Source organism: Cryobacterium sp. TMT2-17-1 (genome assembly GCF_004402765.1).
GTDB lineage: Bacteria > Actinomycetota > Actinomycetes > Actinomycetales > Microbacteriaceae > Cryobacterium > Cryobacterium sandaracinum.
In genome coordinates, this window is the sequence record NZ_SOGC01000009.1 from 66,024 (window position 1) to 88,105 (window position 22,082).

At 67.3% G+C, this 22,082-nt stretch carries 17 protein-coding genes; 1 reads left to right on the forward strand and 16 read right to left on the reverse strand.

Annotated elements, in window-relative coordinates:
• The first annotated feature begins 258 nt into the window (after window positions 1-258).
• The gene (locus E3O47_RS01710; protein ID WP_134415201.1) at window positions 259-2,658 is read left to right on the forward strand and encodes an excinuclease ABC subunit UvrA; all 2,400 of its coding nucleotides are present in this window, start codon (window positions 259-261) and stop codon (window positions 2,656-2,658) included.
• Window positions 2,659-2,889: 231 nt separating this feature from the next.
• Here the strand turns inward: E3O47_RS01710 and dnaE are convergent, their stop codons facing one another.
• From dnaE to E3O47_RS01790, 16 genes are all read right to left on the reverse strand, one after another.
• Window positions 2,890-6,429, reverse strand: coding sequence for a DNA polymerase III subunit alpha (gene dnaE, locus E3O47_RS01715; protein WP_166784721.1), 3,540 nt, complete (start codon window positions 6,427-6,429; stop codon window positions 2,890-2,892).
• A 35-nt stretch (window positions 6,430-6,464) separates the two neighbouring features.
• A complete protein-coding gene (locus E3O47_RS01720) occupies window positions 6,465-7,385 on the reverse strand; it encodes an RluA family pseudouridine synthase (RefSeq protein ID WP_104099511.1) in 921 nt (306 codons plus the stop codon).
• An 8-nt stretch (window positions 7,386-7,393) separates the two neighbouring features.
• Entirely contained in the window at window positions 7,394-7,951 is a 558-nt protein-coding gene (gene lspA, locus E3O47_RS01725) for a signal peptidase II (RefSeq protein ID WP_233191149.1), read from the reverse strand.
• Complete coding sequence (locus E3O47_RS01730; RefSeq protein WP_104099513.1) at window positions 7,941-8,543, reverse strand: DivIVA domain-containing protein; 603 nt, start codon at window positions 8,541-8,543, stop codon at window positions 7,941-7,943. The genes lspA and E3O47_RS01730 overlap by 11 nt, the downstream gene beginning before the upstream one ends.
• Before the next feature lie 144 nt (window positions 8,544-8,687).
• Complete coding sequence (locus tag E3O47_RS01735) at window positions 8,688-8,984, reverse strand: YggT family protein (RefSeq protein ID WP_104099514.1); 297 nt, start codon at window positions 8,982-8,984, stop codon at window positions 8,688-8,690.
• A gap of 8 nt (window positions 8,985-8,992) precedes the next feature.
• A complete protein-coding gene (sepF, locus tag E3O47_RS01740) occupies window positions 8,993-9,559 on the reverse strand; it encodes a cell division protein SepF (RefSeq protein WP_104099515.1) in 567 nt (188 codons plus the stop codon).
• Between the two features lie 35 nt (window positions 9,560-9,594).
• Entirely contained in the window at window positions 9,595-10,290 is a 696-nt protein-coding gene (locus tag E3O47_RS01745) for a YggS family pyridoxal phosphate-dependent enzyme (RefSeq protein ID WP_104194790.1), read from the reverse strand.
• 34 nt (window positions 10,291-10,324) lie between these two features.
• Window positions 10,325-11,509, reverse strand: a complete 1,185-nt coding sequence (gene ftsZ / locus E3O47_RS01750) for a cell division protein FtsZ (protein ID WP_104099517.1) — start codon at window positions 11,507-11,509, stop codon at window positions 10,325-10,327.
• 141 nt (window positions 11,510-11,650) lie between these two features.
• Window positions 11,651-12,700, reverse strand: a complete 1,050-nt coding sequence (locus E3O47_RS01755) for an FtsQ-type POTRA domain-containing protein (protein WP_104099518.1) — start codon at window positions 12,698-12,700, stop codon at window positions 11,651-11,653.
• A 13-nt stretch (window positions 12,701-12,713) separates the two neighbouring features.
• Window positions 12,714-14,111, reverse strand: coding sequence for a UDP-N-acetylmuramate--L-alanine ligase (murC, locus tag E3O47_RS01760; RefSeq protein ID WP_104099519.1), 1,398 nt, complete (start codon window positions 14,109-14,111; stop codon window positions 12,714-12,716).
• 87 nt (window positions 14,112-14,198) lie between these two features.
• The gene (locus E3O47_RS01765; protein WP_134343350.1) at window positions 14,199-15,269 is read right to left on the reverse strand and encodes a UDP-N-acetylglucosamine--N-acetylmuramyl-(pentapeptide) pyrophosphoryl-undecaprenol N-acetylglucosamine transferase; all 1,071 of its coding nucleotides are present in this window, start codon (window positions 15,267-15,269) and stop codon (window positions 14,199-14,201) included.
• Window positions 15,266-16,507 carry a putative lipid II flippase FtsW gene (ftsW, locus tag E3O47_RS01770; protein WP_134419383.1) on the reverse strand — a complete coding sequence of 414 codons (1,242 nt, stop codon included), beginning with the start codon at window positions 16,505-16,507 and terminating at the stop codon, window positions 15,266-15,268. Before ftsW ends, E3O47_RS01765 begins: the two co-directional genes overlap by 4 nt.
• The gene (gene murD, locus E3O47_RS01775; RefSeq protein WP_241972994.1) at window positions 16,476-18,032 is read right to left on the reverse strand and encodes a UDP-N-acetylmuramoyl-L-alanine--D-glutamate ligase; all 1,557 of its coding nucleotides are present in this window, start codon (window positions 18,030-18,032) and stop codon (window positions 16,476-16,478) included. Before murD ends, ftsW begins: the two co-directional genes overlap by 32 nt.
• The gene (gene mraY / locus E3O47_RS01780; RefSeq protein ID WP_134343348.1) at window positions 18,032-19,123 is read right to left on the reverse strand and encodes a phospho-N-acetylmuramoyl-pentapeptide-transferase; all 1,092 of its coding nucleotides are present in this window, start codon (window positions 19,121-19,123) and stop codon (window positions 18,032-18,034) included. The genes murD and mraY overlap by 1 nt, the downstream gene beginning before the upstream one ends.
• Complete coding sequence (murF, locus tag E3O47_RS01785) at window positions 19,120-20,532, reverse strand: UDP-N-acetylmuramoyl-tripeptide--D-alanyl-D-alanine ligase (protein WP_134415196.1); 1,413 nt, start codon at window positions 20,530-20,532, stop codon at window positions 19,120-19,122. Before murF ends, mraY begins: the two co-directional genes overlap by 4 nt.
• On the reverse strand, window positions 20,533-22,077 hold the full coding sequence (locus tag E3O47_RS01790) for a UDP-N-acetylmuramoyl-L-alanyl-D-glutamate--2,6-diaminopimelate ligase (protein WP_104099525.1): 1,545 nt from the start codon (window positions 22,075-22,077) through the stop codon (window positions 20,533-20,535). It abuts the gene before it with no gap.
• Window positions 22,078-22,082: the final 5 nt, after the last annotated feature.

Genomic DNA, 22,082 nt, shown 5'->3' on the forward strand with positions numbered 1-22,082 from the left:
TTTCGGGACCCGGCTCGCACTCGCGGCGCACCCGTAAACGTGGGCGCTCGTTCTAACGCTCGCCCGCTCCAGAACCTGCGCCGCGAACTTCCACCCCCGTCTGTGTCGTCGGTTATGGAGCTTGCACACAGCCTCGACCGCACTGACACTGGAATCATCCACGGCGGAACCGCAGCAACCGGCCTTGAAGCTGGTTGACTCGACCAGGCGACGACCACCGAGACCACGTGGGCAACCCGGCCACCAGAGGGAGACACGATGAGCACTGACCTGAGCAGCGCCGCGAGCACGAGGATGCCCGCGCCGCACGTGGCCGACAGCCACGACCGGATCCGGGTGCGGGGCGCGCGCGTGAACAACCTCAGGGATGTCAGCCTCGACATCCCGAAGCGGCGGCTGACGGTGTTCACCGGCGTTTCCGGCTCGGGCAAGAGCTCACTGGTGTTCGGCACGATCGCCGCCGAGTCGCAGCGGCTGATCAACGAGACCTACAGTGCGTTCGTGCAGGGATTCATGCCGGACCTGGCGCGCCCCGAGGTGGACGTGTTGGATGGTCTGACCACGGCCATCATCGTCGACCAGGAGCGAATGGGGGCCAACTCCCGTTCCACGGTCGGGACCGCCACCGACGCCAACGCGCTACTGCGCATCCTTTTCAGCCGGCTCGGTCAGCCCCACATCGGATCGCCCCAGGCGTTCTCGTTCAACGTCGCCTCGATCAGTGGGGCCGGGGCGGTGACGCTCGAGCGCGGCGGGAAGACCGTGAAGGAGCGGCGCAGCTTCAGCATCACCGGCGGCATGTGCCCGCGCTGCGAGGGCATGGGCACCGTCAACGACATCGATCGTTCCGCGCTATACGTCGATTCCAAGTCGCTCAACGAGGGCGCGCTCACGATCCCGGGCTACACGATGGACGGCTGGTACGGCCGCATCTTCCGCGGCTGCGGCTGGTTCGACCCGGACAAGCCAATTCATCGGTACAGCACGAAGGAACTGGACGACCTGCTCTACAAGGAGCCGACCAAGATCAAGGTCGACGGGATCAACCTGACGTATCAGGGCCTCATCCCGCAGATTCAGAAGTCGTTCCTGTCCAAGGATGTCGCCGCTTTGCAGCCGCATATCCGCGCGTTCGTGGAGCGCGCGGTCACGTTCGCCACCTGCCCCGAGTGCGGCGGCACCCGCCTCAGCGAGGCGGCTCGCTCGTCGAAGATCTCCGGAGTGAGCGTCGCCGACGCCTGTTCCTGGCAGATCAGCGACCTGGCCGGGTGGGTTCGCGGCCAGAGTGAGCCGTCGGTGGCCCCGCTCACGCAGGCGTTGCGCCAGATCCTCGACTCGTTCGTGGAGATCGGGTTGGGTTACCTTTCGCTCGACCGGCCGGCCGGTACTTTGTCGGGCGGGGAGGCCCAGCGCACCAAGATGATCCGGCACCTGGGCTCCTCACTCACCGACGTCACCTACGTCTTCGACGAGCCCACCATCGGGCTGCATCCCCATGACATCGAGCGCATGAACACACTGCTGCTGCAGCTGCGGGACAAGGGCAACACGGTGCTCGTCGTGGAGCATAAGCCGGAGGCGATCGTGATCGCCGACCACGTCGTCGATCTCGGACCCGGCGCCGGCGCGGCGGGCGGCACCGTCTGCTTCGAGGGCACCGTGGAGGGTCTCCGCACCAGCGGCACCCTCACCGGCCGCCACTTCGACTATCGCGCGGCACTCAAGCCCGCGGTGCGCGCCCCCACGGGCACGCTGGAGATTCGCGGCGCGACGAAGAACAACCTGAAGGAAGTGGACGTGGATATCCCGCTCGGCGTGCTCGTCGTGCTGACGGGGGTCGCGGGATCCGGAAAGAGCTCGCTCGTGCATGGGTCGATCCCCGCTGGCGCGGGCGTGGTGTCCATCGATCAGGGCGGCATCCGCGGTTCCCGCAGAAGCAATCCGGCGACGTACACGGGAATGCTCGACCCGATCCGAAAGGCCTTCGCGAAGGCCAACGGCGTGAAGCCCGCGCTGTTCAGCTCCAACTCCGAGGGTGCCTGCCCCAACTGCAACGGTGTCGGCGTCGTCTACACCGACCTGGCCATGATGGCGGGCGTCGCCACCACCTGCGAGGTCTGCGCGGGGAAGCGGTTCGAGGCATCCGTGCTGGAGTACCGCCTCGGCGGCCGCGATATCAGTGAGGTGTTCGCGATGTCGGTGACCGCGGCCCGGGAGTTCTTCGGCGCCGGTGCGGCGCGCACGCCGGCCGCCCACGCCATCCTGGGCGGGCTTGCCGACGTTGGGCTCGGCTATCTCAGCCTCGGCCAGCCGCTCACGACGCTCTCGGGGGGCGAGCGCCAGCGGCTCAAGCTGGCCACCCACCTGGCTGCGCAGGGCGGCGTCTACGTGCTCGACGAGCCGACCACCGGACTCCACCTCGCCGACGTCGAGCAGCTGCTCGGCCTGCTCGACCGAATCGTGGACTCCGGCAAGTCGGTCATCGTCGTCGAGCATCACCAGGCCGTGATGGCTCATGCCGACTGGATCATCGACCTCGGACCCGGCGCCGGTCACGACGGCGGCCGGATCGTCTTCGAGGGCTCACCGGCCGACCTGGTCGCCGACCGCTCCACCCTCACCGGCCAGCACCTCGCGGCCTACGTCGGTAGAGCCTGACGGCAGCGCGCCTCACGGTGCTGCCAGTCAGCTCTGTCCCGAACGAATTCGACGGAGATTGTGGCCGAATCGGCCCCATTCCACCCCGAGAAAGCGGTTTCACACGAGAATCTCCGTCGAATTGGTTCGACACCGGGCACTTCGCGTCACGGGTGAGGAACAGCGTCCACGGCGTGCCGTCAGCTCTGACTTGCCGAGGGCGACACCAGCGGTCGGCCAGGACTCGCTCCTTTAGGTCAGGCAGTTCGGCCCGAGCAGGCTCTTGAGCTCCCCGAACAGGTCGGCGCTGATCTTCACATGATGGGGCAGCTCGAACACTCGCGCCGTATGGCCCTTCACCAGCTTGATCCGCACCTCGGAGCTGCCGATGTGGCGGGTGATGACTTCGCCCAGCGCCGTCACAGTGTCGGTCGTGGCCCGGGATTCTGCCAGCGTGACGGTCAGCGTGCCGGTGTCCGAGGCCAAGCCGAGTTCGGGCGCGAAAATGCTGTACGCGTGCAGGTTCATGCCATCGTCGCGCAGGCTCACCCGGCCCCGCACGACCACGACCGAGTCGCTGACCAGGTCGGACGAGAACTCCTGATAGGCCTTGCCCATGAACATCACGGCGATCTCCCCACCGAAATCCTCGACCTGGATGATGCCGTATTGGTTGCCCGACTTCTTCGCGATCCGGTGCTGCACGCTGGTGATCAGCCCGGCGATGGTGACGGTGTCGGCATCCTGCGTCTGCTCCGATCCCACCAGGTCCACGATGGTCGTGCTGGCGTGCTTGGCCAGCGGGAGCTCTAGCCCGGCCAGCGGATGGTCGGAGACGTAGAGCCCGAGCATGTCGCGTTCGAGCGCGAGCTTCTCCTTCTTGCTCCATTCGGGACGGTCGGGAACCTGCTCGCTCTCTTGCGGGTCGTCGAAGAGGCTGTCGAAGTCGAAGCCGACCATGCCGTGCTGCTCGTCGCGCTTGATCTTGACGGCGGATTCGACCGCGGCTTCGTGGATCTCGAACATGGCCCGGCGGGTCGCGCCGAGCGAGTCGAATGCGCCGGCCTTGATCAAGGACTCGACCGTGCGCTTGTTCGCCACTGGGATCGGCACCTTGCGCAGGAAGTCGTGGAACGACTCGAACGCGCTCTTCTCGGTGCGGGCGGCGCGGATCGCGTCGACCACGTTGAATCCCACGTTGCGCACCGCGCCGAGCCCGAAACGGATGTCCGTGCCCACGGCCGCGAAGTACCCGATCGATTCATTCACGTCGGGCGGCAGAACCTGGATGCCCATCCGGCGGCACTCGTTCAGGTACAGCGCGAGCTTGTCGCGGGAGTCGCCGACGCTGGTCAGCAGCGCGGCCATGTACTCGGCCGGGTACTTCGCCTTGAGGTACGCGGTCCAGTACGAGAGCACCCCGTAGGCGGCCGAGTGCGCCTTGTTGAAGGCGTAATCGGAGAACGGCAGCAAAATGTCCCAGACGGTTTTCACCGCCTCCATGGAGTAGCCGTTGGCGACCATGCCGCCGGAGAAGCCCTCGAACTGCTTGTCCAGCTCCGACTTCTTCTTCTTGCCCATCGCGCGGCGCAGCAGATCGGCCTGGCCGAGAGAGAACCCGGCCAGCTTCTGCGCGATCGACATGACCTGCTCCTGGTACACGATCAGGCCGTAGGTGGTGCCGATGACGTCGGCCAGCGCCTCCTCGAGCTCCGGGTGGATCGGGATGATCTCCTGCTGGCCGGTCTTCCGCAGCGCGTAGTTGGTGTGTGAGTTGGCACCCATGGGGCCGGGCCGGTACAGCGCGATGACGGCCGAGATGTCTTCGAAATTGTCGGGTTTCATCAGGCGAAGCAGCGATCGCATGGGCCCGCCGTCGAGTTGGAACACCCCGAGGGTATCGCCACGGGCGAGCAGTTCGTAGGCGGCCGGGTCTTCGAGCCCCAACTCTTCGAGTACGGGCCGGTGCCCGCGGTTCACGGCGATGTTGTCGAGGGTGTCGTCGATGATGGTGAGGTTGCGCAATCCCAGGAAGTCCATCTTGATCAGGCCGAGGGCCTCAGAGGCCGGGTAGTCGAATTGGGTGACGACCTGGCCATCCGCTTCACGCTTCATGATCGGGATGATGTCGATCAGCGGGTCGGAGCTCATGATCACCCCGGCGGCGTGCACGCCCCACTGACGCTTGAGGTTCTCCAGGCCGAGGGCGGTGTCGAAGACGGTGCGGGCCTCGGGGTCGGACTCGATCACGGCGCGGAAATCGGCGGCCTCGCGGTAGCGCGCGTGGTCCTTGTCGAACATGCCGGTCAGGGGCACGTCCTTGCCCATGATCGCCGGCGGCATGGCCTTGGTGAGCTTGTCCCCCATACCGAAGGGGAAGCCGAGCACCCGGGACGCATCCTTGAGGGCCTGCTTGGCCTTGATCGTGCCGTAGGTGACGATCTGGGCGACGCGCTCCTCGCCGTACTTCTCGGTCACGTAGTGGATGACCTCGCCGCGGCGTCGCTCGTCGAAGTCCACGTCGAAGTCGGGCATGGAGACGCGGTCAGGGTTCAGGAACCGCTCGAAGATCAGCCCGTGCACGAGCGGGTCCAGATCGGTGATGCCCATGGCGTAGGCGACCATCGAACCGGCGCCCGACCCACGGCCGGGACCTACCCGGATGCCCTGCTGTCTGGCCCACATAATGAAGTCGGCCACGACGAGGAAGTAGCCGGGGAAGCCCATCTGGATGATGATGCCGATCTCATAGTCGGCTCGTTTGCGCACATCGTCCGGGATGCCGTTCGGGTAGCGCTTGGCCAGCCCGATCTCGTTCTCCTTGACGAACCAGCTCTCCTCGTTCTCCCCCTCCGGGCAGGGGAACCGGGGCATGTAGTTGGCCTTGGTGTTGAACTCCACCTGGCAGCGTTCCGCGATCAGCAGCGTGTTGTCGCAGGATTCCGGGTGCTCGCGGAAGAGATGCCGCATCTGCGCGGCGGTCTTCAGGTAGAACTCGTTCGAGTCGAACTTGAAGCGGTTCGGGTCGTCGAGGGTCGAGGCCGACTGCACGCAGAGCAGGGCCGCATGGGCGGTCGCGTCGTGGGCGTGGGTGTAGTGCAGGTCGTTGCTGGCCACGAGCGGCAGGTTGAGTTCGCCGGCGAGTTTGAGCAGGTCGGTCATGGTGCGGCGCTCGATGTCGATGCCGTGGTCCATGATCTCGCAGAAGAAGTTCTCCTTGCCGAAGATGTCCTGGAATTCCCCGGCCGCCTTCTTCGCCTCGTCGTACTGGCCGAGGCGCAGGCGGGTCTGCACTTCGCCGCCCACGCACCCGGTCGTGCCGATCAACCCGTCCGAGAACTCGGCGAGCAGTTCCCGGTCCATCCGGGGCTTGAAGTAGTACCCCTCCAGGCTGGCCTTGGACGACAGCCGGAACAGGTTGTGCATACCGGCCGTAGTCTCCGAGAGCAGCGTCATGTGCGTGTACGAACCGGCGCCACCGACGTCGTCACGGTTCTGACCGCTGGTTCCCCAGCGCACCCGGGTCTTGTCTCGTCGGTTGGTTCCGGGGGTGATGTACGCCTCGGTGCCGATGATCGGCTTGATGCCGGCCTCCGTCGCGGTTCGCCAGAAATCGAACGCACCGAACACGTTGCCGTGGTCGGTGATGGCGACCGCCGGCATCCCCTGCTCGATGGCCGCGTTGATCAGCGGTTTGACCCGCGCCGCGCCGTCGAGCATCGAGTACTCGCTATGCACGTGCAGGTGCACGAAGGAATCTGTCGATCCACCCGACTTATTCTGAGAGGACAAAACGGCTCCGAGGTGTTGTAATTGGGCGCTACGCGTCAGGCGTCGCGCAGCACGTCGAGGGCGTGCGCGAGGTCGGCCGGGTAGTCGGTGGTGAAGGTGACCCACTCCCGAGTGTCCGGGTGGTGGAACGCCAGCTGCTTGGCGTGCAGCCACTGGCGGGTCAGGCCGAGGCGCGCCGTGATCGAGGGATCCGCGCCGTACATGGCGTCACCCACGCACGGATGTCGCTGGGCGGCCATGTGCACCCGGATCTGATGTGTGCGCCCCGTCTCCAGGTGCACCTCCACCAGTGACGCCGAGGGGAAGGCCTCGAGCGTCTCGTAGTGCGTGACGGAATCCTTGCCGCCGGCGATGACCGCGAACTTCCAGTCCGACCGCGGGTGGCGCCCGATCGGCGCGTCGATCGTGCCCGTGCTCGGATCGGGGTGACCCTGAACGACGGAGTGGTAGATCTTCTCGACCTCGCGGTCGTGGAAGGCGCGCTTGAGCGCCGTGTACGCGGTCTCCGACTTGGCGACGACCATCAGACCGCTGGTACCCACGTCGAGGCGGTGCACGATCCCGGCCCGCTCGCTGGCCCCGGAGGTGGCGATGCGGTAGCCGGCCGCGGAGAGCGCGCCGACCACGGTGGGACCGGTCCAGCCCACACTCGGATGCGCGGCCACCCCGGACGGCTTGTTGATGACCACGATGCTCTCGTCGTCGTGCACGATCGTGAGATCCGGCACTGGGATGGGCACGATCGCCAGGGCCTCCTTGGGCTGCCAGGACACCTCCAGCCACGCACCGCCGTGCAACCGGTCGGATTTACCGGCCACGACCCCGTCCAACGTGACTCCGCCGGCCTCGCAGACTTCGGCCGCGAAGCTGCGCGAGAAGCCGAAGAGCTTGGCGATGCCGGCGTCGACGCGGACTCCGGCGAGTCCGTCCGGAAGAGGAAGGGAGCGTGTTTCCATGGCGAGAATCAGGATGCTATCTGGGTGGGGGTGGATTCGGACGGGTCCGAGGCGTCGGTGCGGCGACCGTCGAGGCCGATTCCGCGAATGGTCAGATACATGAAGATGATCATGCTCGACACGATCGCCATGTCCGCCACGTTGTAGATGGCGGGGATCAGCCAGGGCGTGGAAATGAAGTCGATCACGTGACCGAGGCCGAAGGACGGCTCCCTCAGCAGCCGGTCGGTCAGGTTGCCGAGCACGCCGCCGAGCAGGAGCCCGAAGACGACAGACCAGGCCAAAGAGCGGATGCGCCCGGCGAACCAGACGATGAGCACCACCACGGCCACGGCGATGATCGAGAAGATCCACGTCATGCCGGCTGCCAGGGAAAAGGCAGCGCCCGGATTCCGGACGAAGTGCATTTGCAGCACGTCTCCCAGAACCCGGACGATGTCACCCTCGGTCAGTCTGCTGACGATGAGGTACTTACTGATTTGATCCAGAGCGTAAATCCCCAGGGCCACGACGGCCAGGAGGATCAACGCACCGGGGCGCTTCTTCGTTCGAACCTTAGGCGCCAAAGCTCTGGAAGCTCGACTTCGAAGCGTTGCTCGACTCGACCGGCGAAGTGGCGTCGAGGTCGCGCAGCTGGGTCTCGATGTAGCTCTTCAGCTTCTGGCGGTACTCGCGCTCGAAGGTGCGCAGATCGTCGATCTTGGTCTCGAGGACGGAGCGCTCCTGGTCGAGAATGCTGAGTTGCGCGCGCTGCTTGGCTTCGGCCTCGGCGACGAGACGGGCTGCGGTGGCGTGGCCTTCGGCGATAAGTGCATCGCGCTTCTCGGCACCCTCCTTGACATGCTCCTCGTGCAGGCGACGAGCCAGCTGGAGAAGGTTAGTCGTGCCGGCGGTCTCGTCGATGGGCCCGGCGACAACCGGTGCGGCCACGACGGCGGGAGCCACGACGGGCTCCGCGACGGCCTCGGGCGCCGGTGCGACCTCCGCTGCGCCGCCAGAGCTGACGCGAGCCTTGAGCTCCTCGTTTTCCGCAGTCAGTCGGCGAAGTTCAACGACGACCTCGTCGAGGAAGTCATCGACCTCGTCCTGATCGTATCCTTCGCGGAACTTAGTCGACTGGAACCGCTTGTTGACTACATCTTCCGGAGTTAGCGCCATGGCTTTCCACCCTTAAAACTCGAGTTGCGAACATTGTGTTTGCGTTCAACTAACGCTATCAAGGTCCGACGCGTAGTCGGACCGCGTCAGCCCGGCACGCCGTCGGACAAGAATACATGCCCAGTCCGGGGCGCGAGGTATCGGTCAGCGCATGAGCCCGGTGATCGACATGCCGACGATGACGCAGAGCATGGTGATGCTCCAGCCGAAGTCGAAGGCGATCGGGCCGACTCGAAGCGGCGGCAGGAGCCGGCGGAAGAACTTGATCGGCGGGTCGGTCAGGGAATAGGCCAACTCGATCACGACGAGCAGGGGGCCCTGCGGCCGCCAAGACCGGTTGACACTGCGTACGAGGTCGATGATGAACCGACCCCACATCACGAAGAAGTAGAGCAGGAGGGCGTAGTAGGCGATCGCACCGATCAGGCTGACGGCAAACACGGCGGTAACTACGACTGCGCGAAGAAGGACGCCTCGGCATCGGAGTCCTCCGCGGCATTGTCGCCGGACACGACAACGTGGGACGGGGAAAGCAGGAAGACCTTCGCCGTGACGCGCTCGATCTTCCCGTACAGACCCTGGGACAGACCGCTGGCGAAGTCGATCAGGCGGCGCGCATCGGCGTCGCTCATCTGAGACAGGTTGATGATGACCGGGATTCCATCGCGGAAGGACTCCGCGATCACCTGAGCGTCCTTATACTGACGCGGGTGGACGGTGAGGATTTCATTCATGTCTGAGGCAGCCACATTCTTCGGAGCGGAGGTCTTGCGCAGCGGTGTCACCGATGCGCGACCGGCCGAGGCGGGTGCGCCGGCGGTGTGTGACGACGACGCGGACGACGCGGCGTGCGAGGAATTCGGGGCGGAGTGGGGAGCAGCGGACTTCGATGCCGCAGCGCCGGTCGCCGTCGAGTGAGTGGCCGTCGATGCGGGCGCAGCAGTGGGCGCCTCGTACTCGAGTTCCTCGTCTGCCAGACCCAGGTAAACCATGGTTTTCTTGAGCGGGTTGGACATCTCGACCTCCGTGTTGGTGATTCTTCTTGTCCAGATTAACCGGATACCGGGCGATTCCCGGTGATTGCTGTGCCAATTCGAAGGTGTGTCGCCCCTTCGATGATCGCCTCCGCGTAGTCCTGGGACATGCCCATGGACAAGGATTTCGCGTTCGGCGCGAACTGCTGAATCTGCTCGCCCAGTTCGCGAACCCGGGCGAAGGATGGGCGCGGTTCGGCACCGAGCGGGGCCACCGCCATCAGCCCGATCAGCCGCAGTCCGGCCGTGGAGAGCACGTGCTCGACGAGCTTGGGCAGCTCCCCCGGAGCGACTCCGCCGCGAGACGGGTCATCCGTGAGGTTCACCTGCACGAAGCAGTCGACGACCGAATCCTCCGACGCCAATGCATCGACCAGTGATGCTCGATCCACGGAGTGGATGACGTCGGCGTAGGCCCGCACCTGCCGGGCCTTCTTCCCCTGCACCTGGCCCACGAAATGCCAGGTGAGGTCGAGCTGGAGGAGCTCGGCGGCCTTGGCCTGGGCTTCCTGGTGGCGGCTTTCCCCGAAGTTGCGCACGCCGAGGGCGGCAAGTTCCTGGAGGAGCGAGACGGGCTGGAACTTGGTCACGACGATCGTGGTGAGCTCCGCCGGGTCGCGCCCGGCGGCGGCAGCCGCGGCGACGATCCCACCCTGAACGGCGGTCAACCGTTCCGCGAGGCCACCGGCCCCGGGCCTGACCGACTCACTCATCTGGTTGCCATCGGCATTCTCGCTGCCTGCGGCACTACTTGAGGAAGTCCGGGATGTCCAGGTCGTCCGGGTCTTCCTCGAAGGCCGGGTCGGCCACTGCCGCACCGGGCTCGACGCCGGACCAGACCGACGAGGCCGCGGCATCCGTGTAGGGAGCCGAGTCGGTCGCGCCGACCGCCGCAGCACCCGCCGTGCCCACGCCCGCGCCGACCGCGACACCGGCGGCGACCAGGTCTGCGCGGCGCACCTCGACCGCCTTGGCACCGGGCTCACCGCCGTCGAATCCGGCAGCGATGACGGTAACCCGCACCTCGTCACCCAGGGTGTCGTCGATGACGGCACCGAAGATGATGTTGGCTTCCGGGTGCACGGCTTCCTGCACGAGGCGAGCGGCGTCGTTGATCTCGAAAATTCCGAGGTTGGAGCCACCCTGGATCGAGAGCAGCACGCCATGGGCGCCGTCGATCGAGGCCTCGAGCAGCGGGGACGCAACGGCGAGTTCGGCCGCCTTGATGGCTCGGTCCGCGCCGCGGGACGAGCCGATACCCATCAGCGCGGAGCCGGCACCCTGCATGACCGACTTGACGTCGGCGAAGTCGAGGTTGATCAGACCGGGGGTGGTGATCAGGTCGGTGATGCCCTGCACGCCGGCCAGGAGCACCTGGTCAGCCGTGGCGAAGGCCTCGAGCATGCTGATTCCGCGGTCGCTGATCTCCAGCAGGCGGTCGTTCGGCACGACGATGAGGGTGTCGACCTCGTTCTTGAGGGAGGCGACGCCGGCCTCGGCCTGAGCTTGGCGGCGCTTGCCCTCGAAGCCGAAGGGTTTGGTGACGACACCGATGGTGAGCGCGCCGATGGACTTGGCGATGCGGGCGACGACCGGCGCACCGCCGGTGCCCGTTCCACCACCCTCGCCGGCCGTGACGAAGACCATGTCCGCGCCGGCCAGAGCCTCTTCGATTTCTTCGGCGTGATCCTCGGCGGCGCGGCGGCCGACCTCAGGGTCGGCGCCGGCGCCCAGGCCGCGGGTGAGATCGCGGCCCACGTCGAGTTTGACGTCGGCGTCGCTCATCAACAGCGCCTGGGCATCCGTGTTGATGGCGATGAACTCGACTCCGCGGAGGCCGAGCTCGATCATGCGGTTGACGGCGTTGACACCGCCGCCACCGATTCCAACAACCTTGATGACTGCGAGGTAGTTCTGATTTGTTGTTGACACGTCCGGCCTCCGGTGGAACCCTAAACCTCTTGTCGAAGTTTAAAGTTATGCTGAGTATGCAATTCCTGCTTAGAAAGTTATGCGCCAGCCGAACAGGCTCGGGGAGGCGCGCCCGCGTGTCGCGAAGATCCAACCAAGATCTCAGCGGAGAACGGCGCTATCCGGGGAGGACACGTCGTACTCGCCGACGCTGCCGACCGGGTGGCTCACGATCAGGGCCGCGAGCACGACCGCCTTGAAGTCCGACTTCTCCGCACTCCCCCACACAACGCGCGCGCCGCCCACGAGCGTGAGGGTGACGTCGTCCGTGGTGGCGGCGGTGACGGTGTCGAGGGTGGAACGGATGTCTGCCGGCAGGGCCGCGATCACGGCAGCCGCCGCCCGGAAGCCGGCACTGCCGACCCCGGCCCGCGCATCGATCGTGGCGTACCCGGCGGGGCGCTCCGCGCTGCTCTGGATCACTACCCCGGCCGCGTCGACCAGGTCGAACCCGGACTCGGTCACGAGGGCGCCGACGGGCTCCCTCTCGACGACGCGCACGACGAGGGTGTTCGGCGGACGGCTCTCGGTGACGTAGCTCTGGATCAGGGTGAAGGCGGACAGCTCCTTTTGCACCGCGTCGAAGTCCACGAGCGGCAACGGCGTGCCCAGCTGGTCGTCGAGGGCCGATCGGATCTTCTCGGAGGGTACCCGGTTCGCCCCGACGACCTCAATGGTGCGAAGCGCCATCAGGGGCGAGAAGGTGCCGACGAGCACGAAGGCGACGAGCGCGGCCAGGGTGCCGAGCGCCGCCAGCCAGACGTTGCGCCGCCGACGGGAGCGCCAGGTGAAGCGGCGCACCTCCTCCCGTTCATAGAGTTTGCGGGCACGACGGGCGGCCCGGAGCTTGCGTCTGGCCCCGGCCGGAGTCAGCGCAGAGTCGCGGGGCTCCGTGGGTGCGAACGCGGACGAAGGGGAAGAGTCCGGCGCCCGCAGCCGGGACACGGGTGCGATCGTGTCGGCGGCGGGAAGCGTGATCGGCTCGGTATTCGTGTGGTCGCTGTGACCGCTCGACTGGCGTCCTCCCGGCTTGGGACGGGCTGTCTTCGCTGCGGCTGGCTTCGCCCCGGCGCTCTTCGCGGCGGTCGTCTTCGGCCCGCCGGTCCGCTCAGCGCCTGCCGGCGGGCGGTCGTAGCCCTCGGGCCGCTTCATGATCGTCGGCGGGTCATCCGCGCGCCTGCGTGAGCGAGGCGAGCAGCTGGGGAACGATCCGGTAGACGTCGCCGCAGCCGAGGGTGACGACGAAGTCGCCGTCCCGGGCGATCGAGGCGACGTAGTCGGCGGCCTCCTGCCAGTCGGGCACGTAGACGACCTTGCCGGCATCCGTGAACCGTTCGGAAACGAGGGCGCCGGTCACGCCGGGCTCCGGGTCTTCTCGGGCGCCGTACACGCCGAGGACGACGGTCTGGTCCGCCTTCTCCTCAAGCGTCTGGGCGAATTCCTGGGCGAACAGCCGAGTGCGGCTGTAGAGGTGCGGCTGATGCACGGCGATGATCCGGCCGCGGCCGACCACCGTGCGGGCGGCGGACAACGCCGCGGCCACCTCGGTGGGGTGGTGGGCGTAGTCGTCGTAGACGCTGACCCCACCCACGGTGCCGTGCAATTCGAAGCGGCGCTCGGTGCCGCCAAAACCCGAGATGGCGGCCAGGGACGCCTCCGGGGCGAAACCGAGGCCGACGAGCACCGCGAAGGCGCCGGCGGCGTTGATGGCGTTGTGCCGACCTGGGATTCGGAGGGTGGCGAAGTAATCGCTTCCGGCCCAGGCCACGCCGAAACGTACCGGTCCGTCGGTGACGACCGAGTGCACGCGCACGTCGGCCGCGGCGTCCTCGCCGAAGGTGATGACCCGTTTGCCGGCGAGCTTGCCCGTCACGCTGACAGCGCCGGCGTCGTCGGAGGAGATGACCACGAACTCGGTCGCGTTCTGTGCGAATTCGACGAACGCGGCCTCGAAGGCCTCGAGCGAACCGTAGTGGTCGAGGTGGTCAGGGTCGACGTTGGTGACCAGGGCGACGGCCGTGTTGTAGAGCAGGAACGAGCCGTCCGACTCGTCGGCTTCGACCACGAAGAGGTCGTCGGTGCCCGCGCCGGCCGACACGCCGAGCGATTCGATCACACCGCCATTGACGAAGCTGGGATGCGTTCCCAGGCCGAGCAGGCCGGTCACGATCATGCCGGTCGAGGTGGTCTTGCCGTGGGCGCCCGCGACGGCGACGAGGCGGTGCTTCTCGATCAGCCAGGCAAGCGCCTGGGAGCGGTGCAGCACGGGGAGGCCGCGTTCGTTCGCCAGCACGTATTCCGGGTTGTCCTGCCAGAGTGCCCCCGTGACGACGAGGCTGTCGGCTTCGCCGACATTCTCAGCGGCGTGGCCGATCGCGATGTGGGCTCCCAGCTCGCGCAGGGCGAGCACGTTGTCGGACTCGCGCACATCCGAGCCGGTCACGGTATGCCCGGCGGCGAGGAACAGCCGTGCGATCCCACTCATCCCGGAGCCGCCGATGCCCACGAAATGCACCGTGCCGAGGTCACGGGGAATGGTGAGGTTCAGGTCGGGCTTGATCACGGTTGCTGGCTCTTCTCAGTCGGAGACGAATGCTGGTGTGCGTTCGGTGCTGGTGTTCTGGTGCTGGAACAACGTTAGCCGCTGTGATCAGGCGAGGGCGGCGTGGATGAAGTCGGTCATTCGCACCGAGCCGTCGAGTCCCCCGACGGATGCCGCCGCGACGCCCATCCGGCGCACGCGCTCCCGGTCGGTGAGCACGGGAACGAGCTCGTGCTGCACCCAGTTCGGCACGAAGTCCGCATCGTCGACGAGGATCCCGCCGCCGGCGCGCACGACGTCCGCCGCGTTGAAGCGCTGCTCGCCGTTGCCGACGGGGTACGGCACGTAGACGGCCGGGATGCCGAGGGCGCTGAGTTCGCACACGGTTCCGGCGCCGGCCCGGGACACCGCGAAGTCCGCCGCGGACAGCGCCAGGTCCATCCGGTCGCAGTAGGAGATCAGGCGGTGGTGGTGCAGACCTGGGTCTGTCACCTCCGACTTCTCACCGGTGATGTGCAGCACCTGCCAGCCGGCCCTGATCAGACCGGGAGCCGAGGAAGCGATGGTGTTGTTCAGGCGCCGAGCGCCCAGGGATCCGCCGGTGACCAGCAGGGTGGGGCGGTCGGCGTCGAGGCCGAAGAACGCCAAGGCCTCCGGGCGCGCCTGAGCCCGGTCAAGCTCGGCGATCTCGGGTCGCAGCGGCATCCCGACGACGGTCGGGTGGCGGATCCGGGTGCCGGGAAAGGCCACCGCGACATGGCGGGTGAACCAGGCGCCGAGCCGGTTGGCCAGCCCGGCCCGGAAATTGGCCTCGTGGATGACGATCGGCACCCCCGCCCGGCGTGCCGCGAAGTAGGCCGGGGTCGAGACGTAGCCGCCGAACCCGACGACGACGTCGACCGTGCGGAACCGGATCAGATCGGCCACGTCGCCAATGGCACGGTTCAGCCGTGGCAAAAAGGAGAGGGCCTGTCGGTTCGGCCGGCGTGGGAAAGGCAGTCGGGGAACGAAGACGAGCTCGTAGCCGCGGGCCGGCACCAGGCGGGCCTCGAGGCCCTCCCTGGTGCCGAGAACGATGACTGTCGCATCCGGTTCCCGGCTCATGATGGTGTCGGCGACGGCCAGCAACGGGTTCACGTGGCCGGCGGTTCCGCCCCCGGCCAGCAGATAGGTGGTCACTCTCGGGCTCCTGACGTGTCGGTCGACATGGCGGTGCGTCGTGGCGGCTCCGCGTGGTCGCCCCGGGTGAATGAGAGCACGATGCCGATCGCACCGAGGGTCGTGAGCAAGGCGGTGCCGCCGGCGGACACCAACGGGAGCGGAACACCCAGCACCGGAAACACGCCCAGGACCACGCCGATGTTGACGAAGGCCTGGCCGATCAGCCAGACGAGCACGGCGGCCGTCGACACGCGGGCCTGCAGGCTCGTGCTGGTGCGCATGATGCGCAGGAACGCGAAGGCCAGCAGGATGAACATGAATAGGACGACGATGGCCCCGATCAGTCCGAGTTCTTCGCCGACGATGGCGAAGATGTAGTCGTTGTCGGCCGCGGGCAGCCAGGACCACTTCGCTTTGGAGTTGCCGAGCCCGACGCCGAAGATCCCGCCGTTGGCGAGTGCCCAGATGCCGTGCAGCGGCTGCCAGCAGGGTGCCGAGATGGGGCCGTCGAGCTCTTCGCAGCCGGCTCCCATGAAGCTCAGGATGCGCGTCATCCGGTTCGTGCTCGTCAATGCCATCAGAACCGCGAGCACGACCCCGGCGCCGAGAGGCACTGCCAGGAGGCGCAGTCGAACGCCGGCGAAGAACAGGGCTCCGAAGAGGATACCGGCCATGATCAGGACGGTTCCGAGGTCACCGCCGATGAGCACGAGCAGCACGGCGCCGCCGCCCACGCCGAAAACCGGAATGTACACGTGGCGCCAGTCGTCGAGCCGTTTCTCCTTCTGCGACAGGATCATGCCCAGCCAGACGACGAGGGCGAGTTTGATCGCCTCGGAGGGCTGGAACTGGACTCCGCCGACCGACAGCCAGTTGGTGTTGCCGGCCACCTCGACGCCCAGCGGCGTGAACACGACCAGGCATTGCAGGAGACAGGCGACGATGAGCAACGGCCACGCCACACGCCGCCAGAACTTCAGCGGCAGGTGGCTGATCATCAGCATCACCGGAACGCCGATCAGCGCGAATCCCCCCTGGCGCAGGACGGTGCCGAAGAAGCCGGTGTTCTCCAGGTAGGAGTCGACCGAGGAAGACGACAGCACCATGACCAGGCCGAACACGACGAGGAACAGGGTCGTGCCGAGCAGCAGGAAATAGCTCGCGGACTCGGCCTTGAACACCCGGCCGAAATGAATTCGGGTGGAGGCGACGGGCGCGGCCTGCCTAGGCGCCGGGGTTCGAGGCGGAGTCTTCATCCGCCTCACCTCCCAGGTGGTCCCGTACGGCTTCTGCGAACAACCGGCCCCGCTGGGCGTAGTCGGTGAACTGGTCCATAGACGCCGCGGCCGGGGCCAGCAGCACGACGTCGCCGGTTTCTGCGAGACCGGCCGCGAGGCGGACCGCCCCGGGCATCACCTGACCAGTGTCGTCGGCGTCGATCTCGAACACCGGCAGCTCCGGCGCGTGTCGCGCAAATGCGTCCCGTAACACGGAGCGGTCGGCTCCGATGATCACGGCCCCGCGCAGGTGGCCGACGTGCCGGGCTACCAGGTCATCGACATCGACGTCCTTGAGCAGGCCGCCGACCAGCCAGACGACGGTCTCGAAAGCGGTGAGCGAAGCATCCGCCGCATGCGGGTTGGTGGCCTTCGAGTCGTCGATCCAGCGGATGCCGGCAAACTCGGCAACGATCTCGATCCGGTGCGCGTCGAGGCGGAAACCCTCCAGGGCGTCGTGGATGACGCCGGGCGCGACGCCGAAGGACCGGGCCAGAGCGCTGGCAGCGAGGATGTCAGCGAGCAGGTGCGGCGCGCTGAGCCCGTGGGCCCGGAGTTCCGGCGCGGTGGTGATCTCGATGGCGGTCTCGAACCGGTCCTCGTGGAACGCGCGGTCGCAAAGGATGCCCTCGACGATGCCGAAGTCGCTGGGCCCGGGGGCGCCGAGGCCGAAGCCGATGGCCCGGGCACCCTCCTGCACGTCGGCGTCCTCGACCATACGGATGGTCGCGGCATCCGCCTTGTTGTAGACGCAGGCCACCTGGGTATTGGCGTAGACGGTGGCTTTCGCATCGCGGTACGCCTCGGCCGAACCGTGCCAGTCGAGGTGGTCGTCGGCGATGTTGAGGCAGACGCTGGAGAACGGCACGAGGGCGCCGGGACCGGTGCGGGGCAGGTGGTGAAGCTGGTAGCTGGAGAGTTCGACCACGAGCACGTCCCAGCCCTGCGGGTCGCGCACGGCGTCGAGGACGGGCACACCGATGTTGCCGCAGGGTGCGACGCGCAGGCCGGCGGCGGCGAGCATGGTGGCCGTCAGCTGCACGGTGGTGGTCTTGCCGTTGGTGCCGGTGACGAGGATCCACTCGGCCGCGGGCCCGACCTTGTCCCGCAGGCGCCAGGCCAGCTCGATGTCTCCCCAGACCGGTACCCCGGCCCGAGCGGCCCAGAGCAGCAGAGCGTGGTCGGGGTGGTAGCCGGGCGAGGCGATCAGAACCTCCGGCCGGTGCCGGGTCAGTTCATGCGGAACGACGCCCGGCGCGGCCTGCACCAGTCCCGCCCCGATCACGTCGAGCAGGCGGATGGTGTCGGCAGGAGCGTCCCCCGCCACGACGAGCACATCCGCGCCCAGTTCGACGAGGGTGTCGGCGGCTGCGAAGCCGGTGACGCCCAGACCGAGCACGGCGACACGGAGGCCGGACCAGTCGGAGTGCCAGCTGGTCAACCCGTCGAGGCGCGCGGCGTCAGCCCCAGCGGGCCCGACCTCATCGGCGTGGCGACCAGCCACTAGCTGGCCAGCCATTCGAGGTAGAAGGTGCCGACGCCGGCGGCCACGAACAGCCCGCCGATGATCCAGAAACGCACCACCACGGTGACCTCGGCCCAGCCCTTGAGCTCGAAGTGGTGATGGATGGGGCTCATCAGGAAGATGCGCTGGCCGCGGGTCACCTTGAAGTAGGCGCGCTGCACGATCACCGATCCGGCCTCGATCACGAACAGGCCGCCGATCAGCACGAGCAGCAGTTCGGTGCGGCTCAGGATGGCCAGGGCGGCGAGGGCGCCGCCGATGCCGAGCGAACCGGTGTCGCCCAGGAAGATCTTGGCCGGCGAGGTGTTCCACCAGAGGAAGCCGATCAGGCCGCCGACGATGGCCGCGGAGACGATGGCCAGGTCGAGCGGGTCCCGAACGTCGTAGGCGCGGTAGAGGTCGGCGATGTCCGCTCCCCCGAAGCGGGCCTGGTTGGACTGCCAGAAGCCGATCACGATGAACGCGCCGATCGACAGGATCGACGACCCGGTGGCGAGCCCGTCGAGGCCGTCGGTGACGTTGACGCCGTTGGACGTGGCCGTCACGATCAGACAGATCCACAGCACGAACAGGGAGATGCCGATGATGCTGCCCAATTGCATGAAGTCCAGCGGCAGATCTCGCAGGAACGAGATTTTAGTCGACGCCGGCGTGACGCCGTTGGCGTTCGGAAACTGGATGGCCAGGATGGCGAACGTGCCGGCCACGAGAACCTGGCCGGTGATCTTGGCCCAGCCGCCGAGCCCGAGGCTGCGCTGGTTCCGCGTTTTCAGGAAGTCGTCGACGAAGCCGACCATGCCGAGGCCCACCATCATGAACAGCACCAGCAGCGGCGACGCCGTGACCGGGGACCCGGTCAACCACATCGCCGAGAAATAGCTGACCAGGGCGCCGAGGATGATGATGATGCCCCCCATGGTGGCCGTGCCGCGCTTGGCGTGGTGGCTCTGCGGGCCGTCGTCGCGGATGAACTGTCCCCAGCCCAGCTTCTTGAACAGCCGGATGAACAGCGGCGTCAGCGACAGGGTGAAGACGAGGGAGAAGGCTCCGGCCATCAAAAGTGCTCTCACGAGAACCACTCTCCCAGACGGTCGCCCAAAAATCTCAGGCCGGCGGAATTGGAGGATTTCACCAGCACGGTGTCCCCCGGTTGCACTGTGGCGCAGAGCAGGTCGAAGGCCTCGTCGGCATTCTCGACGAAGGCCGACTCCCCGTCCCAGGATCCCTCGTTGATGGTGCTGATGTGCATGCGCCGCGCGCCGCGCCCGACCACGATGAGCTGGGAGATGTTGAGGCGCACGGCGAGCAGCCCGACGCGGTCGTGCTCCTCACCAGCCAGTTCGCCCAGCTCGCTCATCTCGCCGAGAACCGCGATGGTGCGCCGGCCGGGAACACCGATCTGAGCGAGGGTCTTGAGCGCCGCCGTCATGGAGTCCGGGCTGGCGTTGTAGGCGTCGTTGATGACGGTCACCCCGTCCCGGCCGCCCATGACCTGCATGCGCCAACGTTCGGCGGTCTGCACGGATTCGAGGGCGGAGACGATGTCGTCGATCGCGACTCCCAGGATCTCGGCGGCGGCGGCGGCGGCCAGAGCGTTCATGACATGGTGTTCGCCGAGCACCTGAAACGCCACCGGGCGGGACTGGCCCGAGGCCAGGTGCAGCGTGAACGTCGTTCCGGACGCGGAGGCGTGCACCGCGGTCGCGCGCACTCCCTCGTCGCCGTACTGGCCGAACCAGACGATCCGGGCCCGGGTGGAGGCGGCCATACCGGCGACGCGCGGGTCGTCGGTATTCAGCACGGCGACATCCGTCGCCAGCAGTTCGGTGACCATTTCGGTCTTCGCGCGGACCGTGGCTTCGATGCCTCCGAATTCGCCGGCATGGGCGAGGCCGACCTTGAGCACGATCCCGATGTCGGGACGGGCCATCCGGATGAGCCGGGCGATCTCTCCGACGCCGCTCGCACCCATCTCCGCCACCAGGAAACGGGTGTCGCGGGTCAGTTCGAGCATGGTCAGCGGCGCGCCGACCTCGTTGTTGAAAGATGCGCGGGCCGCGACGGTCGGGCCGACGCGCTCGAGCACGGCGCGGAGCAGGTTCTTCGTCGTGGTCTTGCCGTTGGATCCGGTGACGGCGACGATCTTGAGGTTGCCGGCTTCCCGCACGCGGGCCACGACGTCGGTGGCGAGGGCGCCGAGGGCGAGCACGGTGTCCGGCACGACGATCTGCGCCACGGGGAGATCAAGGTGTCGTTCGACGATCAGCAGGGTGGCGCCGCGTTCGACGGCGGCCGGGGCGAAGAGGTGGCCGTCAGTCACCGCACCGGGCTTGGCCACGAAGATGGAGCCGGGAACGGTGTCGCGCGAGTCGGTGTGCACCATTCCGTCGGTCACGGAGTCGATGCTCCGAGAGGTTCCGTCCAGGTGGAGCGTGCCGTCGACGGCCAAGGCGATCTGGCCCAGGGTCAGGGCGATCATCTACAGCCACCCCGCATCGCGCAGCGCCTGGCGGGAATCGTCCCGGGCGGAGTACGGAATCTTCACGCCGGCAACCTCGTGGTAATTTTCATGGCCGGGTCCCGCATACAAGATCGCGTCGCCTTCTTTCGCTAGGGACAGCGCCGTCCGGAACGCCGTCCGGGGGTCGGGCACCTCATGGAACTCTCCGCCGGGCACGGCCTCCCGTGCGGCAGCGAGCAGAGTGGCACGAATGGCCGCGGGGTCCTCGAACCGAGGGTGGAAGTCGGTGATCACGACGACATCCGCCCCGCGGGCAGCGATCGCCCCCATGTCCGCCCGTTTCGTGGTGTCGCGGTCGCCGTCGGCGCCGAAGACCATGATCAGTCGGCCGGGAGTGAACTTACGGATGGCGGCGAGGGTGTTCAGGAACGCGTCCGGGCTGTGCCCGTAGTCGATGTAGACGAGCGGTCCCGTGTCCCCGGAGATGCGCTCGGCGCGCCCGGGGATGTAGACGTCGATTCCGCCGTCACGATCGAGGGAATGGGCGATCGCCTCGAGGTCGTAGCCGGATTCGACCAGCATCAGGATGGCCAGGGCGGCGTTGGCGGCCATGAACCAGCCGACCAGGGGAACCCGGGTCTGCAGGCGGCGCCCTTCGGGGCCCTCGAGCAGGAACTCGGTGTACAGCGCGCTCTCGGAGACGATGGACATGTGCCAGTCGGCGGCGACGTCCGGGTTGCTGCTCAGGGTGGTGACGGGGATGCGGCACTCGTCGACGATCCGGCGGCCCCAGTCGGAGTCGACCGTGATGACGCCCCGCCGGGAGCGGTCGGGCTGGAACAGCTCGAGTTTGGCCTGGAAGTACTCGTCGAGGCCCGCGTAGTCGTCGAGGTGGTCGTGACTCAGATTCGTGAACCCGGCGACGTCGAAGACGAGCCCGTCCACGCGGTGGCGGGTCAGCGCCTGGGCGGACACCTCGATCGCAACGGCGCGCACCTCGGCCTCTCGCATGCGGGAGAGGAGGGCGTGCAGCTCGGTTGCCTCCGGGGTCGTCAGCGAGCTCACCACGGCGAGGTCGCCGATGCGGCGCTCGGCCGTCGAAGTGAGGCCGGCCACGACGCCCAGTTGGTTGAGCAGGGCGAAGAGGAGATAGACCACGCTGGTCTTGCCGTTGGTGCCGGTGACGGAGAAGAGCGTGGCCGGATTGGCGTCGGTGCGGTAGATCCAGGCGGCGACGGCACCGAGCGCGGCGCGCGCGTCCGGGGTCACCAGGATCGGCAGGCCGCTGTCGGCGGCCAGCACCGCCCCGGCCTCATCGGTCAAAATCGCGACCGCACCGGACTCGCGGGCGCCGGCGGCGTAGGACGCGCCATGACTCGCGCGCCCGGGAACGCCGACATAGAGGTCTCCGGGCTGAACGGTTCGGGAGCTCAGGCTCACGCCGGTGACCTCGAGGCCATCGACATCGCCGTGCACATACAGTTCGAATTCATCGACCAGTCCCGACAACGATCTGGGGACCGGATGCTGAGGACGGAGAGCCGAGGGTGCCAATTCGGTCACGGGGC

Coding starts and splice junctions, on each gene's coding strand:
- E3O47_RS01710 (WP_134415201.1), top strand. CDS start 259: ATGAGCACTGACCTGAGCAGCGCCGCGAGCACGAGGATGCCCGCGCCG.
- E3O47_RS01755 (WP_104099518.1), bottom strand. CDS start 12,700: ATGAAGCGGCCCGAGGGCTACGACCGCCCGCCGGCAGGCGCTGAGCGG.
- ftsW (WP_134419383.1), bottom strand. CDS start 16,507: ATGAAGACTCCGCCTCGAACCCCGGCGCCTAGGCAGGCCGCGCCCGTC.
- sepF (WP_104099515.1), bottom strand. CDS start 9,559: ATGTCCAACCCGCTCAAGAAAACCATGGTTTACCTGGGTCTGGCAGAC.
- E3O47_RS01730 (WP_104099513.1), bottom strand. CDS start 8,543: ATGGCGCTAACTCCGGAAGATGTAGTCAACAAGCGGTTCCAGTCGACT.
- E3O47_RS01720 (WP_104099511.1), bottom strand. CDS start 7,385: ATGGAAACACGCTCCCTTCCTCTTCCGGACGGACTCGCCGGAGTCCGC.
- murF (WP_134415196.1), bottom strand. CDS start 20,532: ATGATCGCCCTGACCCTGGGCCAGATCGCCTTGGCCGTCGACGGCACG.
- E3O47_RS01745 (WP_104194790.1), bottom strand. CDS start 10,290: ATGAGTGAGTCGGTCAGGCCCGGGGCCGGTGGCCTCGCGGAACGGTTG.